This is a genomic window from Crenobacter cavernae (assembly GCF_003355495.1).
In the GTDB taxonomy this organism is placed as follows: domain Bacteria; phylum Pseudomonadota; class Gammaproteobacteria; order Burkholderiales; family Chromobacteriaceae; genus Crenobacter; species Crenobacter cavernae.
In genome coordinates, this window is record NZ_CP031337.1 from 2,037,298 (window position 1) to 2,052,139 (window position 14,842).

7 protein-coding genes, 4 tRNA genes and 3 rRNA genes are annotated in these 14,842 nt (G+C 60.6%); 12 read left to right on the plus strand and 2 right to left on the minus strand.

What is annotated here, in order from left to right:
* Positions 1 to 76: 76 nt before the first annotated feature.
* From hfq to DWG20_RS09930, 6 genes are all read left to right on the plus strand, one after another.
* Entirely contained in the window at positions 77 to 337 is a 261-nt protein-coding gene (gene hfq / locus DWG20_RS09905) for an RNA chaperone Hfq (protein WP_115433665.1), read from the plus strand.
* Positions 338 to 424: 87 nt separating this feature from the next.
* The gene (hflX, locus tag DWG20_RS09910) at positions 425 to 1,561 is read left to right on the plus strand and encodes a ribosome rescue GTPase HflX (RefSeq protein WP_115433666.1); all 1,137 of its coding nucleotides are present in this window, start codon (positions 425 to 427) and stop codon (positions 1,559 to 1,561) included.
* The gene (gene hflK, locus DWG20_RS09915; protein ID WP_245944698.1) at positions 1,545 to 2,750 is read left to right on the plus strand and encodes an FtsH protease activity modulator HflK; all 1,206 of its coding nucleotides are present in this window, start codon (positions 1,545 to 1,547) and stop codon (positions 2,748 to 2,750) included. The genes hflX and hflK overlap by 17 nt, the downstream gene beginning before the upstream one ends.
* A gap of 1 nt (position 2,751) precedes the next feature.
* Positions 2,752 to 3,633: a protease modulator HflC gene (hflC, locus tag DWG20_RS09920; RefSeq protein WP_115433668.1), complete on the plus strand. Its 882-nt coding sequence runs from the start codon at positions 2,752 to 2,754 to the stop codon at positions 3,631 to 3,633.
* 113 nt (positions 3,634 to 3,746) lie between these two features.
* Positions 3,747 to 4,898, plus strand: a complete 1,152-nt coding sequence (locus tag DWG20_RS09925) for an ATP phosphoribosyltransferase regulatory subunit (protein ID WP_115433669.1) — start codon at positions 3,747 to 3,749, stop codon at positions 4,896 to 4,898.
* 32 nt (positions 4,899 to 4,930) lie between these two features.
* Positions 4,931 to 6,226, plus strand: a complete 1,296-nt coding sequence (locus tag DWG20_RS09930; RefSeq protein WP_115433670.1) for an adenylosuccinate synthase — start codon at positions 4,931 to 4,933, stop codon at positions 6,224 to 6,226.
* A 187-nt stretch (positions 6,227 to 6,413) separates the two neighbouring features.
* On the opposite strand, the gene DWG20_RS09935 is transcribed toward DWG20_RS09930, so the two are convergent.
* Positions 6,414 to 6,500: transfer RNA gene (locus DWG20_RS09935), tRNA-Leu, on the minus strand.
* A 63-nt stretch (positions 6,501 to 6,563) separates the two neighbouring features.
* Positions 6,564 to 6,650: transfer RNA gene (locus tag DWG20_RS09940), tRNA-Leu, on the minus strand.
* A gap of 76 nt (positions 6,651 to 6,726) precedes the next feature.
* On the opposite strand from DWG20_RS09940, the gene rnr reads away from it, so the two are divergent.
* The 6 genes from rnr (at position 6,727) to rrf (ending at position 14,634) form a co-directional block, all read left to right on the plus strand.
* Positions 6,727 to 9,039, plus strand: a complete 2,313-nt coding sequence (rnr, locus tag DWG20_RS09945; protein ID WP_115433671.1) for a ribonuclease R — start codon at positions 6,727 to 6,729, stop codon at positions 9,037 to 9,039.
* 430 nt (positions 9,040 to 9,469) lie between these two features.
* Positions 9,470 to 11,007 (plus strand): 16S ribosomal RNA (locus DWG20_RS09955).
* 63 nt (positions 11,008 to 11,070) lie between these two features.
* Positions 11,071 to 11,147, plus strand: a tRNA-Ile gene (locus DWG20_RS09960).
* 9 nt (positions 11,148 to 11,156) lie between these two features.
* Positions 11,157 to 11,232, plus strand: a tRNA-Ala gene (locus DWG20_RS09965).
* Between the two features lie 263 nt (positions 11,233 to 11,495).
* Positions 11,496 to 14,398: ribosomal RNA gene (locus tag DWG20_RS09970) — 23S ribosomal RNA — on the plus strand.
* Between the two features lie 123 nt (positions 14,399 to 14,521).
* Positions 14,522 to 14,634: ribosomal RNA gene (rrf, locus tag DWG20_RS09975) — 5S ribosomal RNA — on the plus strand.
* Together the 16S, 23S and 5S rRNA genes with 2 tRNA genes alongside form the textbook arrangement of a ribosomal RNA operon.
* The last annotated feature ends 208 nt before the right edge of the window (positions 14,635 to 14,842 follow it).

Here is a 14,842-nt window from a genome sequence, read left to right on the forward strand (position 1 = left end):
TACAAATAGCCTTATCGGCCGAAATGAACCTGCAGTCTTACCCATTACAACAAATCAACGATTCGGAGAATCACCCATGAGCTCCAAAGGGCAAATGTTACAAGACCCGTTCCTCAACACGCTGCGCAAGGAACACGTTCCGGTGTCGATCTATCTGGTGAACGGTATCAAGCTGCAGGGCCAGATCGAGTCTTTCGACCAGTACGTGGTGCTGCTGAAGAATACCGTCACCCAGATGGTGTACAAGCACGCGATCTCGACCGTGGTGCCGGCCCGTCCGGTCAGCATCCAGCACGAGCATAGCAACGGCCAAAAGCAGGAAACGCAGGAAGGCTGATCTGCGCCGTCTGTTTTCGGGCTGGCCCGTCCGCGCCTCGTGCCGGGCGGCCAGCCTTTCGTTTTTTGCCGGAGAGAGAGAAACACGTTGTTTGACCGTCCCGATATCGGCGATAAAGCCGTCCTGGTCTGCCTCGACTTCGGCGACCCCGACTTTTCCGACAGCGTCGCCGAGTGCGTCGACCTGGTGAAGAGTTCGGGCGTCGAAGTGCTCGACGTCATCGAGGCCAAGCGCAGCCGCCCCGACGCGGCCCTGTTCGCCGGCAAGGGTAAGGTCGAAGAGATCGCCGCGCTGGTCAGAATGCACTCGGCCAACGTGGTGATCTTCAACCACAACCTGGCGCCCGGCCAGGAGCGCAACCTCGAGCGCGCGATCCAATGCCGCGTCGTCGACCGCGTCAGCCTGATCCTCGACATCTTCGCGCAGCGTGCGCGCAGCCACGAAGGCAAGCTGCAGGTCGAACTCGCACAGCTCAACCACCTGGCGACGCGCCTGGTGCGCGGCTGGACCCACCTCGAGCGCCAAAAAGGCGGTATCGGCCTGCGCGGCCCGGGCGAAACGCAGCTCGAGACCGACCGCCGGCTGCTCGGCAAGCGCGTCAAGCTCTTGAAAGACCGGCTCATGTCGGTGCAGAAGCAGCGCAAGACGCAGCGCCGCGGCCGCGAGCGCGCCGGCGTGTTCTCGGTATCCATCGTCGGCTACACCAACGCCGGCAAGTCGACGCTGTTCAACGGCCTGACCAAGGCGCGCGCCTACGCGGCCGACCAGCTGTTCGCCACGCTCGATACCACCAGCCGCCGGCTCTATCTGAACGAGAACGTGTCGCTGGTGGTGTCCGACACCGTCGGCTTCATCCGCGACCTGCCGCACACGCTGGTCGCCGCGTTCCGTGCGACGCTCGAGGAAACGATAGAGGCCGACCTGCTCCTGCATGTGGTCGACTCGGCCAACCCGGCGCGCGACAAGCAGATCGAGGAGGTCAACAAGGTGTTGGCCGAGATCGACGCCGACGCGATCCCGCAGCTGATCGTCTGGAACAAGACCGACATCAAGGGGCTGCCGCCGGCGCTAGAACGCGATGAACTGGGGCAGTTGTCCGCGGTCAGAGTGTCTGCCCTGACGGGCGAAGGGCTCGACCTGTTGCGCGCGGCCTTGGCCGAACGCGTGACCGGCGAGCCGTACGAATCCGGAAACGACGAACAGGAAAATGATGTCACAGCATGACCCGAACCGGGGCCGGCGCGACGGCCCGCCCGACCTCGACGAGCTGTTCCGCCGGCTCAACCAGAGGCTGGCCCGCCTCCTGGGCGCCAAACCGCCGCAAGGCGGGGGCGATGCGCCCGAGCCCGCGCCCGCTCTCGCGCTCAAGGGCAGCCTGCTGGCCGCCGGCGGCGTGGCGCTCGCGCTGTGGCTGGTGAGCGGCTTTTACGTCGTCGATGCGCGCGAGCAGGGCGTCGTGCTGCGCATGGGCAGCTTCGACCGGATGACCGACGCCGGCCTGCAGTGGCACTTCCCGTATCCTTTCGAGCGCGCCGAGATCGTCACCCTGACCGAAGTGCGCAGCGTCGAGATCGGCTACCGCGGCAGCGCGCAGAACCGCGTGCCGGAAGAGTCGCTGATGCTGACCGAGGACCAGAACATCATCGACGTGCAGCTGTCGGCGCAATACGACGTGAAGGACGCGCGCGCCTTCCTGTTCAACAATCTGGCGGCCGACAGCGACGCCAAGGACATCGTCAAGCAGGCCGGCGAGACGGCGATCCGCGAGGTGGTCGGCAAGAACAACGTCGACTTCGTGCTGAACGAGGGCCGCGGGCAGATCGCCGTCGACACGCAGCGCGCGATGCAGCTCATCCTCGACCGTTACGGCCTCGGCGTGCGCATCGCCAAGGTCAACATCAACGACGTGCAGCCGCCGGCGCCGGTGCAGGCGGCGTTCGACGACGCGATCAAGGCGGGCCAGGACAAGGACAAGCTCAGGAACGAAGGCCTGGCCTACGCGAACGAGGTGATTCCCAAGGCCAAGGGCCTGGCGGCGCGCCTGACGGCCGAGGCCGACGGCTACCGCCAGAGAGTGGTCGCGACCGCCGAGGGCGACGCCGCGCGCTTCCGTCAAGTGTTGCCTGAATACAACAAAGCGCCCGTCGTCACGCGCAACCGACTCTACTTCGAAATGATGCAGCAGGTTTTGAGCAATACCAGCAAGATCGTCGTCGACCAGAAGAAGGGCAGCGGCAACATCCTCTACCTGCCGCTCAACCAGTTGCTCGACGTGAGCAAGCCCGGCGTTTCGCTGCCGGGTGCGGGCCCGGCAGTGCCGCCGGCGGAAAAGACCGGGCCGGAGGCCGCGAACGCGGGCGAAGCTCGCTCCGGGCGCGAAGTCACGCGCGGCCGTGAACTGGGAGGGCGCTGAGATGGACAAGCTGATTCCCATCGCCGTCGGCGCCGTCCTCGCGCTCTTGCTGCTTAGCCTGTCGCTGTTCACCGTCGATCAGCGCCAGTACGCGGTGGTGTTCCAGTTCGGCGAGGTGATACGCGTGCTCAAGGAGCCGGGCATCCAGTTCAAGATCCCGCTGGTGCAGAACGTGCGCTTCTTCGACCGCCGCATCCAGACCATAGACGCGGAGACGCCCGAGCTGTTCAACACGCGCGAGAAGAAGAACGTGCTGGTCGACAGCTTCGTGAAATGGCGCGTGGTCGACGTCGAGCAGTTCTACAAGAGCGTCGGCGGCAACGAGGCCGCGGCCGTATCGCGCCTCAAGCAGACGATCAATGATGGCTTGCGCGCCGAGTTCGGCAAGAAGACCGTCGCCGACGTGATTTCCGGTCAGCGCGAGCAGGTGATGGAGGTGGTCAAGCGCCGCGCCGACGCCGACGCGCGCAAGATCGGCGTGCAAATTTTGGATGTGCGCTTAAAGCGAGTCGATTTTCCGGATAAAATCAGCACTTCGGTCTACGATCGCATGCAGTCCGAACGCCGTACCGTCGCCAACCAGCTGCGCAGCGAGGGATCGGCCGAAGCCGAGCGCATCCGTGCCGACGCCGACCGTCAGCGCGAGGTGACGTTGGCCGAGGCCTACCGCGACGCACAGCGGGTCAAGGGCGAGGGCGATGCCAGGGCGGCGGCGATCTACGCCGAGGCGCTGGGCAAGAACCCCGAGTTCTACGCGTTCTGGCGCAGCATGGAGGCGTACAAGCAGTCGTTCAAGGACAAGGGCGACGTGCTGGTGCTGGAGCCGAATTCGGAATTCTTCCGCTACTTCCAGAACCCGCAGGGCGCCCAAAAGAGCAAATAGCCGTAGAGCCAAGTACAATACGACCTTACGCTCGGCCAACCTTCACGGAGGCCGGGCCCAACACAGGCGGGGACCTTCCCCGCCTGTTTCATGTGAAAGAAACCCGACACGCCATGCGTAACTGGCTGTTACCCGAACATATCGCCGACATCCTGCCCGCCACCGCGCGGCAGGTGGAGTCGGCCAAGTCGGCGATGCTGGACCTGTTCCGCTGCGCCGGCTACGAGCTCGTCTCGCCGCCTCTGATCGAATACGTCGACTCGCTGCTGAGCGAAGGCGACGACGCGCTCGATCTGAAAACCTTCAAACTGGTCGACCAGCTGTCTGGTCGCCAACTCGGCCTGCGCGCCGACATCACGCCGCAGGTAGCGCGCATCGACGCGCACCTGCTGTCCGGCCGCCGGGGCGTCACCCGCCTGTGCTACGCCGGCAGCGTGGTGCACGCGCTGCCGGCCGGCCTGATGAGCTCGCGCGAGCCGCTGCAGGTCGGCGCCGAACTGTATGGCTACGCCGGCATCGAGGCCGACGAGGAGATCATCGCGCTGATGCTCGAGGCGCTGACCCAGGTCGGCGTCCAGGGTTTGCGGCTCGACCTCGGCCATGTCGGCATCTTCCGCGCGATCGCCACGGCGGCAGGCCTGTCGCACGCCGCGACGCGCGAGCTGTTCCTCGCGCTGCAAGGCAAGGACGTCGGCGCGGTGCACGATCTGGCCGCAACGTTGGCCGAGCCTTACCGCGGCGCGATGATTGCGTTGACCGAGCTCTACGGCCCGGTCGACGTGCTCGAACGCGCACGCGCCGTGCTGCCGGCGCTGCCCGGGATCGACGCGGCGCTGAATCAGCTCGCCGCGCTCGGCGAAGCGCTCAAGGGGCAGGCCGAAGTCGGTTTCGACCTGGCCGAATTGCGTGGCGACGACTACCACACCGGTCTCGTGTTCGCCGCGTACGCGCCGGGCTGGTCCGAGGCGCTCGCGCGCGGCGGTCGCTACGACAATGTCGGCGAACGCTTCGGTCGCGCACGGCCGGCGACCGGCTTCTCGCTCGACTTGCGCGACCTGATCCGTATCCTGCCCGAACGCGACAGCGTGCGCGGCATCCGCGTGGCCGCGCAGCACCTGCCGCAGGCCGCGGAGGAAATCGCCCGGCTGCGCGCGGCCGGCGAAGTCGTGCTGATCGATTACCTGGGCGAATCCGCCGAGGCCCTGTATTGCGATCGTGAGCTCCTTCCAGCCGATTCCGGCTGGCTGGTGGTCGCGTTCCATTGAACCGGTATCTGACGTAAAGAGGTTGTTTTCCCATGTCCAAGAACGTTGTCGTGATCGGAACCCAGTGGGGTGACGAAGGTAAGGGCAAGATCGTTGACTGGCTCACCGATCACGCCAAGGGCGTCGTGCGCTTCCAAGGCGGCCACAACGCCGGCCATACCCTGTGGGTCAACGGCAAGAAGACCGTGCTGCGCCTGATCCCATCCGGCATCCTGCGCGACGGCGTCGCCTGCTTCATCGGCAACGGCGTCGTGCTGTCGCCCGAGGCGCTGCTGAAGGAAATCGACGAGCTCGAAACCGCCGGCGTGAACGTCGTCGACCGCTTGACGATCGCCGAGACCTGCCCGCTGATCCTGCCGTACCACGTCGCGCTCGACCAGGCGCGCGAAGCGGCCAAGGGCGCCGGCAAGATCGGCACCACCGGTCGCGGCATCGGCCCTGCCTACGAAGACAAGGTCGCTCGCCGCGCGCTGCGCGTGATCGACCTGTTCGATCGCGAACGCTTCGCCGCCAAGCTCAAGGAGAACGTCGACTTTTACAACTTCCAGCTGACGCAGTACTTCAAGGCCGACGCGGTGAAGTTCGAAGAGATCCTCGAGACGACGATGCAGTTGGCCGAGCGCATCAAGCCGATGGTAGGCGACGTGTCGCGCACGCTGTACGAGATGAATAAGAAGGGTGAAAAACTGCTGTTCGAAGGCGCACAGGGCACCCTGCTCGACATCGACCACGGCACCTACCCGTTCGTCACCTCGTCCAACTGCGTGGCCGGCGCGGCCGCGCCGGGCGCCGGCGTCGCGCCGCAGATGCTGAACTACGTGCTCGGCATCGTGAAGGGCTACACCACGCGCGTCGGCTCGGGCCCGTTCCCGACCGAGCAGGAAAACGACGTCGGCGCCTTCCTCGCCAAGCGCGGCAACGAGTTCGGTTCGGTCACCGGTCGTCCGCGCCGCTGCGGCTGGTTCGACGCCGCCGCGCTCAAGCGCTCGATCCAGATCAACGGCGTGTCCGGTCTGTGCGTGACCAAGCTCGACGTGATGGACGGCATGGATGAGATCAAGCTGTGCGTCGGCTACACGCTGAACGGCGAAACCGTCGACATCCTGCCGTTCGGTTCGGAAGCCGTCGCCCAGTGCGAACCGGTCTACGAAACGCTGCCGGGCTGGACCGAGACCACGGCCGGCGTGAAGCGCTATGAAGAGCTGCCGGAAGCCGCGCGTGGCTACCTCAAGCGTATCGAGGAAGTGTGCGAAGCGCCGGTCGACATCATCTCTACCGGCCCGGATCGCGAAGAAACCATCGTGATGCGCCACCCGTTCGGTCTGTAAGACCTAAGCTTGGCCGAGCCTTCGGCCAGAAACGAAAAAGCCGCTCCTGCAAGGAAGCGGCTTTTTTCATGTTTGATGGCGAAAAAGCGAGCGGGCAGGGCAAGGTTGGCCGAGCCTCGTTGATTCGGCAGGCAATATGGAAGCAGAAAAGAAAAAAGCCGTTCTCGAAAGAGAACGGCTTTTAAGATGGTGCCCAGGAGAAGACTCGAACTTCCACAGTGTTGCCACCGCTAGGACCTGAACCTAGTGCGTCTACCAATTCCGCCACCTGGGCATAAAACTCTAAATTGTCGGTGCTGCTCGGGCTCGCTAAAATGAACCAACCCGTTTGAAACTTTGGTGCCCAGGAGAAGACTCGAACTTCCACAGTGTTGCCACCGCTAGGACCTGAACCTAGTGCGTCTACCAATTCCGCCACCTGGGCACTGGTTTGCTGTATGATTCGCTGAATCAGCAGCTCCAATGAGTTGTGCATTATAGACCCCCTTCCGAGGTTGTCAATGGCTTCCAAGCAAAAAAAACAAAAAGAACTTTCCGTGCGCGAACGCGACCCGTTCCTCGAGCGGGAAAAAACCAAATACGACAATCCCTTACCGAGTCGTGAATACATTCTGTCCCTGCTCGCCGAGCAGGGCGTTCCGAGCGATGCCGCCGAGCTGGCGGCGCTGCTCGACATCCAGCCGCAGGAAACGAGCTTCTTTGAGCGCCGCTTGGGCGCGATGGCGCGCGACGGTGAAATCCTCATCAACCGCCGGGGCGCGATCTGTGTCGCGGCCAAGGCCGAATTGATCAAGTGCCGTGTTTCCGGGCACCGCGACGGCTTCGGCTTCGCCATGCCGGATGACGGCGAGGGCGGCGACCTGTTCCTGCCCGAGCGCGAAATGCACAAGGTGATGCACGGCGATACCGTGATGGTGCGTGCGGCCGGCACCGATCGCCGCGGTCGTCGCGAGGGCCGCGTGGTCGAGGTGCTCGAGCGCGCGGTGCAAAAACTGGTGGCGCGCATCTATCAGGAACGCGGCGTCTGGATCGCGAAGCCCGAAGAGCGCCGCATCAACCAGGACATCCTGATCGAGCCGGGCGGCGAGGGCGAGGCGAGGCACGGCCAGGTGGTGATGCTCGAGATCGTCGAGCAGCCGGGCGACCGGAGGCCGGCGATCGGTCGCGTGACCGAAGTGGTCGGCGACTACGCCGACCCGGGTATGGAGATCGAGATCGCGCTGCGTAAGCACGACCTGCCGCACCAGTTCCCGGAAGAACTGCAGAAGCTGGCCAAGAAGATCCCGCAGAAGGTGCGCAAGAAAGACCTCGAAGATCGTGTCGACCTGCGCGACCTGTCGCTGGTTACCATCGACGGTGAAACCGCGCGCGACTTCGATGATGCGGTCTACGCCGAAAAATCGGGTAAGGGCTTCCGCCTGGTCGTCGCAATCGCCGACGTCAGCCATTACGTCGAGCCGAGTGACGCGCTCGACGTCGAAGCGCTCGAGCGCGGCAACTCGGTGTACTTCCCCCGGCGCGTGATCCCGATGCTGCCCGAAGAGCTGTCCAACGGTATCTGCTCGCTGAACCCCGACGTCGAACGCCTGTGCATGGTCTGCGACATGCAGATCGGCAGCAAAGGCCAGGTCAAGAGCTACAAGTTCTACCCGGCGGTGATGCACTCCAAGGCGCGCCTCACCTACAACCAGGTGTGGGACTGGCTGCAGAACGGCAGCGACCATCCGATGTTGCCGAACGTCCAGACGCTATATGAACTGTTCAAGCTGCTGCATTCGACCCGCGAAGTGCGCGGCGCGATCGACTTCGACACCGTCGAGACGCAGATGCTGTTCAACGAGGCGGGCAAGATCGAGAAGATCGTGCCGGTGGTGCGCAACGACGCCCACCGCCTGATCGAAGAGTGCATGTTGGCGGCCAACGTTTGCTCGGCCGAGTTCCTGCAAAAGCACAAACATAAGGCGCTCTACCGCATCCACGAGGGGCCGACGCCGGAAAAGCTGGAGAACCTGCGTCGTTACCTCCGCCTCGTCGGCCTCACGCTAGGCGGCGACGACAAGCCGAGCACCAAGGATTACGCTGCACTGGCCGACCAGCTCGACAGCCGGCCCGATGGTGGACTGGTGCAGACCATGCTGCTGCGCTCGATGCAGCAGGCGGTCTACAGCCCGGACAACGTCGGTCACTTCGGCCTGGCGTACGAGGCCTACACTCACTTCACTTCGCCTATCCGCCGCTATCCCGACCTCCTGGTCCACCGTGCGATCAAGGCGGTGCTGAAGGGCGAAACCTACAAGCCGGGCAAGTGGGCGAAGCTGGGTGTGCAGTGCTCAATGACCGAGCGCCGCGCCGACGACGCCAGCCGCGACGTCGAGTCCTGGCTCAAGACCTATTACATGCGCGACAAGGTCGGCGAGGTGTTCAACGGCAAGATTAGCGCGGTCACCAGTTTCGGCGTGTTCGTATTGCTCGACGACCTGTATGTAGAAGGGCTTGTCCATATCTCCGAACTGGGCAAGGACTACTTCCATTACAAGCAGGAAGTGCAGGCCATCGTCGGAGAGAAGAGCGGCATGCGCTACCAGATGGGCGACGAGATGCGCGTGAAGGTCGCGCGCGTCGACCTCGACGCGACGCAGATCGACTTCGTGCTGTTCAAGGACGAGGAAGTCCAAGAGAAGAAACCACGGACGCGTACTCGCAAGCCGGCGCAGCCGGCCCAGGGAGAACCGGTTGGCAGCAGTCAGGAGAAGCCTGCGCCCAAACCTAGCCCCAAACCCGCAGGCGAGCGTCCGCCACGGCGCCGCCGCTAAACTAGTCTCGGTCTCTTTCTTCAAGCCCCCCGTGCCGCGTCAGCGGCACGGGGGGCTCTGCATTGGTAGGCCGGCTTGGCCAACGGGGCGGGCGGGTGTCTGGTGGGGCGGGGCACGGTGCCGCGGGCGGCGAATTTCCCGGTGTGGAAAAGATGGTTACTAAACAATGGCTTGCCGTCGTTTTGCCGGCTTTGGCGCGAAAAAGTGAAGTTTTCTCGCCGGAAGCTGTTGACGGCCTGGGCGGGGCTGGGTATAGTTCGCCTCCTCTGCTGCAGACGCAACCAACGAAGCGAAAGCGGCGCCGCTCTTTAAGAACATGAACAACCGATAGGTGTGAGTTTCTGGCCGAGGCGAGAAACTGGCACCAGCAAGACAAGCGATCTTCGGATCGCAAGCCTTGCGGACCAGAAAGTACGATAAGCTTAGGTTTGAACTGAAGAGTTTGATCCTGGCTCAGATTGAACGCTGGCGGCATGCTTTACACATGCAAGTCGAACGGTAGCAGGTCCTTCGGGATGCTGACGAGTGGCGAACGGGTGAGTAATGCGTCGGAACGTACCGAGTAATGGGGGATAACGCTTCGAAAGGAGTGCTAATACCGCATACGCCCTGAGGGGGAAAGTGGGGGACCGGCAACGGCCTCACGTTATTCGAGCGGCCGACGTCTGATTAGCTAGTTGGTGGGGTAAGAGCCCACCAAGGCGACGATCAGTAGCGGGTCTGAGAGGATGATCCGCCACACTGGGACTGAGACACGGCCCAGACTCCTACGGGAGGCAGCAGTGGGGAATTTTGGACAATGGGCGCAAGCCTGATCCAGCCATGCCGCGTGTCTGAAGAAGGCCTTCGGGTTGTAAAGGACTTTTGTCGGGGAGGAAATCCGCACACCTAATACGTGTGTGGGATGACAGTACCTGAAGAATAAGCACCGGCTAACTACGTGCCAGCAGCCGCGGTAATACGTAGGGTGCAAGCGTTAATCGGAATTACTGGGCGTAAAGCGTGCGCAGGCGGTTGTGTAAGTCTGATGTGAAAGCCCCGGGCTCAACCTGGGAACGGCATTGGAGACTGCACGGCTAGAGTGCGTCAGAGGGGGGTGGAATTCCGCGTGTAGCAGTGAAATGCGTAGAGATGCGGAGGAACACCGATGGCGAAGGCAGCCCCCTGGGATGACACTGACGCTCATGCACGAAAGCGTGGGGAGCAAACAGGATTAGATACCCTGGTAGTCCACGCCCTAAACGATGTCGACTAGTTGTTGGGGGTTGAAATCCCTGGTAACGCAGCTAACGCGTGAAGTCGACCGCCTGGGGAGTACGGCCGCAAGGTTAAAACTCAAAGGAATTGACGGGGGCCCGCACAAGCGGTGGATGATGTGGATTAATTCGATGCAACGCGAAGAACCTTACCTAGCCTTGACATGCTCGGAACCCTGCTGAAAGGTGGGGGTGCCCGCAAGGGAGCCGGGACACAGGTGCTGCATGGCTGTCGTCAGCTCGTGTCGTGAGATGTTGGGTTAAGTCCCGCAACGAGCGCAACCCTTGTCGTTAATTGCCATCATTCAGTTGGGCACTTTAACGAGACTGCCGGTGACAAACCGGAGGAAGGTGGGGATGACGTCAAGTCCTCATGGCCCTTATGGCTAGGGCTTCACACGTCATACAATGGTCGGTACAGAGGGTCGCCAAGCCGCGAGGTGGAGCCAATCTCATAAAGCCGATCGTAGTCCGGATTGCAGGCTGCAACTCGCCTGCATGAAGTCGGAATCGCTAGTAATCGCAGGTCAGCATACTGCGGTGAATACGTTCCCGGGCCTTGTACACACCGCCCGTCACACCATGGGAGTGGGGGATACCAGAAGTGGGTAGGCTAACCTTCGGGAGGCCGCTTACCACGGTATGCTTCATGACTGGGGTGAAGTCGTAACAAGGTAGCCGTAGGGGAACCTGCGGCTGGATCACCTCCTTTCTAGAGATAGCTGAGGCCAGGAATTCACAACCTATCGGTTGTTCTTAAAGATGCGTAGCAACTGGGTTTGTAGCTCAGCTGGTTAGAGCACCGTGTTGATAACGCGGGGGTCGTTGGTTCGAGTCCAACCAGACCCACCAGTTCTAGTTGGGGGCATAGCTCAGTTGGGAGAGCACCTGCTTTGCAAGCAGGGGGTCGTCGGTTCGATCCCGTCTGCCTCCACCATCATTCCGCAAACGAAAGCGCATGGCCAGAGGATTCTGGTTGGCGTGAGCTTTCGTTTGCGTGATTAACGCATCGATCTTTAACAAACTGTAAGCCGAAATCAATCAAAGCGGCGCGACAAACGGCGTGGTTAATTCCTTGCCGGATGAAGTGCCAACTTGGGTAGATGATTGTATCAACGGCGTGTTCTTTGAAAAGGGGAGCATGCCGCGTCGCAAACACAACCGATTAGTTCAGAAATCGTAAGGTGTCTGAAATGATAGGGTCAAGCGACTAAGTGCATCTGGTGGATGCCTTGGCGATCACAGGCGATGAAGGACGTGTAAGCCTGCGAAAAGCGCGGGGGAGCTGGCAATAGAGCTATGATCCCGCGATATCCGAATGGGGAAACCCGGCTCGAAAGAGTCACCGCTGCCTGAACACATAGGGCAGAGGGAGCGAACCCGGCGAACTGAAACATCTAAGTAGCCGGAGGAAAAGAAATCAACCGAGATTCCGTTAGTAGTGGCGAGCGAATGCGGAACAGCCAGTACGTGATAAGTAGAGTGTTAGGAGAAGGCCCTGGAAAGAGCCGCCATAGTGGGTGATAGCCCCGTATCCGAAAACAGTTTACTGGTACTAAGCGTACGAGAAGTAGGGCGGGACACGCGAAATCCTGTCTGAAGATGGGGGGACCATCCTCCAAGGCTAAATACTCGTGATCGACCGATAGTGAACCAGTACCGTGAGGGAAAGGCGAAAAGAACCCCGGGAGGGGAGTGAAATAGATCCTGAAACCGGATGCATACAAACAGTGGGAGCCCTTGAAAAATGGGGTGACTGCGTACCTTTTGTATAATGGGTCAGCGACTTACGTTCAGTAGCAAGCTTAACCGAATAGGGGAGGCGTAGGGAAACCGAGTCCGAATAGGGCGATTCAGTTGCTGGGCGTAGACCCGAAACCGAGTGATCTATCCATGGCCAGGATGAAGGTGCGGTAACACGCACTGGAGGTCCGAACCCACTAATGTTGCAAAATTAGGGGATGAGCTGTGGATAGGGGTGAAAGGCTAAACAAACTCGGAGATAGCTGGTTCTCCCCGAAAACTATTTAGGTAGTGCCTCATGTATCACTTCCGGGGGTAAAGCACTGTTATGGCTAGGGGGTCATTGCGACTTACCAAACCATGGCAAACTAAGAATACCGGAAAGTGCGAGCATGGGAGACAGACGGTGGGTGCTAACGTCCATCGTCAAGAGGGAAACAACCCAGACCGCCAGCTAAGGTCCCAAATGATCAGTTAAGTGGTAAACGAGGTGGGAAGGCCTAGACAGCTAGGATGTTGGCTTAGAAGCAGCCATCATTTAAAGAAAGCGTAATAGCTCACTAGTCGAGTCGTCCTGCGCGGAAGATGTAACGGGGCTCAAACTGATAACCGAAGCTGCGGATCTAGACGTCGTCAGTGTCGTCTAGATGGTAGGGGAGCGTTCTGTAGGCCTGTGAAGGTGGCTTGTAAAGGCTGCTGGAGGTATCAGAAGTGCGAATGCTGACATGAGTAGCGATAAAGCGGGTGAAAAGCCCGCTCGCCGAAAGCCCAAGGTTTCCTACGCAACGTTCATCGGCGTAGGGTGAGTCGGCCCCTAAGGCGAGGCTGAAAAGCGTAGTCGATGGGAAACGGGTTAAAATTCCCGTACTTTCGTATAGTGCGATGTGGGGACGGAGAAGGTTAGGTCAGCGGCCTGTTGGAATAGGTCGTTCAAGCCGGTAGGCTGGAGAGGTAGGCAAATCCGCCTCTCCTTAAGGCCGAGACGTGATAACGAGGGTCTACGGACCTGAAGTGACTGATACCACGCTTCCAGGAAAAGCCACTAAGCTTCAGCTATACGAGAACCGTACCGCAAACCGACACAGGTGGGCAGGATGAGAATTCTAAGGCGCTTGAGAGAACTCAGGAGAAGGAACTCGGCAAATTGATACCGTAACTTCGGGAGAAGGTATGCCCCTGTAGCGTGTAGTGACTTGCTCACGAAGCGCGAAGGGGTCGCAGAGAATCGGTGGCTGCGACTGTTTATTAAAAACACAGCACTGTGCCAACACGAAAGTGGACGTATACGGTGTGACGCCTGCCCGGTGCTGGAAGGTTAAGTGAAGGGGTGCAAGCTCTGGATCGAAGCCCCAGTAAACGGCGGCCGTAACTATAACGGTCCTAAGGTAGCGAAATTCCTTGTCGGGTAAGTTCCGACCCGCACGAATGGCGTAACGATGGCCACACTGTCTCCTCCTGAGACTCAGCGAAGTTGAAGTGTTTGTGAAGATGCAATCTACCCGCTGCTAGACGGAAAGACCCCGTGAACCTTTACTGTAGCTTTGCATTGGACTTTGAACAGACTTGTGTAGGATAGGTGGGAGGCTATGAAGCGCAGACGCCAGTTTGCGTGGAGCCATCCTTGAAATACCACCCTGGTGTGTTTGAGGTTCTAACCTTGGTCCGTGATCCGGATCGGGGACAGTGCATGGTAGGCAGTTTGACTGGGGCGGTCTCCTCCCAAAGTGTAACGGAGGAGTTCGAAGGTTACCTAGGTACGGTCGGAAATCGTGCTGATAGTGCAATGGCATAAGGTAGCTTAACTGCGAGACCGACAAGTCGAGCAGGTGCGAAAGCAGGACATAGTGATCCGGTGGTTCTGTATGGAAGGGCCATCGCTCAACGGATAAAAGGTACTCCGGGGATAACAGGCTGATTCCGCCCAAGAGTTCACATCGACGGCGGAGTTTGGCACCTCGATGTCGGCTCATCACATCCTGGGGCTGTAGCCGGTCCCAAGGGTATGGCTGTTCGCCATTTAAAGTGGTACGTGAGCTGGGTTTAAAACGTCGTGAGACAGTTTGGTCCCTATCTGCAGTGGGCGTTGGAAGTTTGACGGGGGCTGCTCCTAGTACGAGAGGACCGGAGTGGACGAACCTCTGGTGTACCGGTTGTCACGCCAGTGGCATCGCCGGGTAGCTAAGTTCGGAAGAGATAACCGCTGAAAGCATCTAAGCGGGAAACTCGCCTGAAGATGAGACTTCCCTGGAGGCTTGACCTCCCTGAAGAGTCGTTCGAGACCAGGACGTTGATAGGTCGGGTGTGGAAGCGCTGTGAGGCGTGAAGCTAACCGATACTAATTGCTCGTGAGGCTTGATCCTATCATTTGAGACACTTTAAGAGTGTTGTGACTGCGACGAGAGACGATCGTCACCCAAGAATTTGATTGAACCGTGACCCCTCGGGGGCACGCTTCGGCTTACTAAGTTTGTTGACAGTTTATGTCTGGCGGCCATAGCGAGGTGGTCCCACCCCTTCCCATCCCGAACAGGACCGTGAAACGCCTCAGCGCCGATGATAGTGCAGATACCTGTGTGAAAGTAGGTCACCGCCAGACGCCCCTTACGCAACCCCCGTGCCCCTGGCACGGGGGTTTGCTGCGTTACGGCGCGCCCCCGCGTCGCTGCCGCGCCCGGCTCGGCCAAGCTGGCGGGTGCCGACGCCCCTCTCCCGCGCGGCCTAGCCCGTGTTCTGCCAGGCCTCGGCCAACCTTGACCGGCTGGCGCTACGTTGGCCGAGCGGCATATTCCCTTGCACTCTGTTGC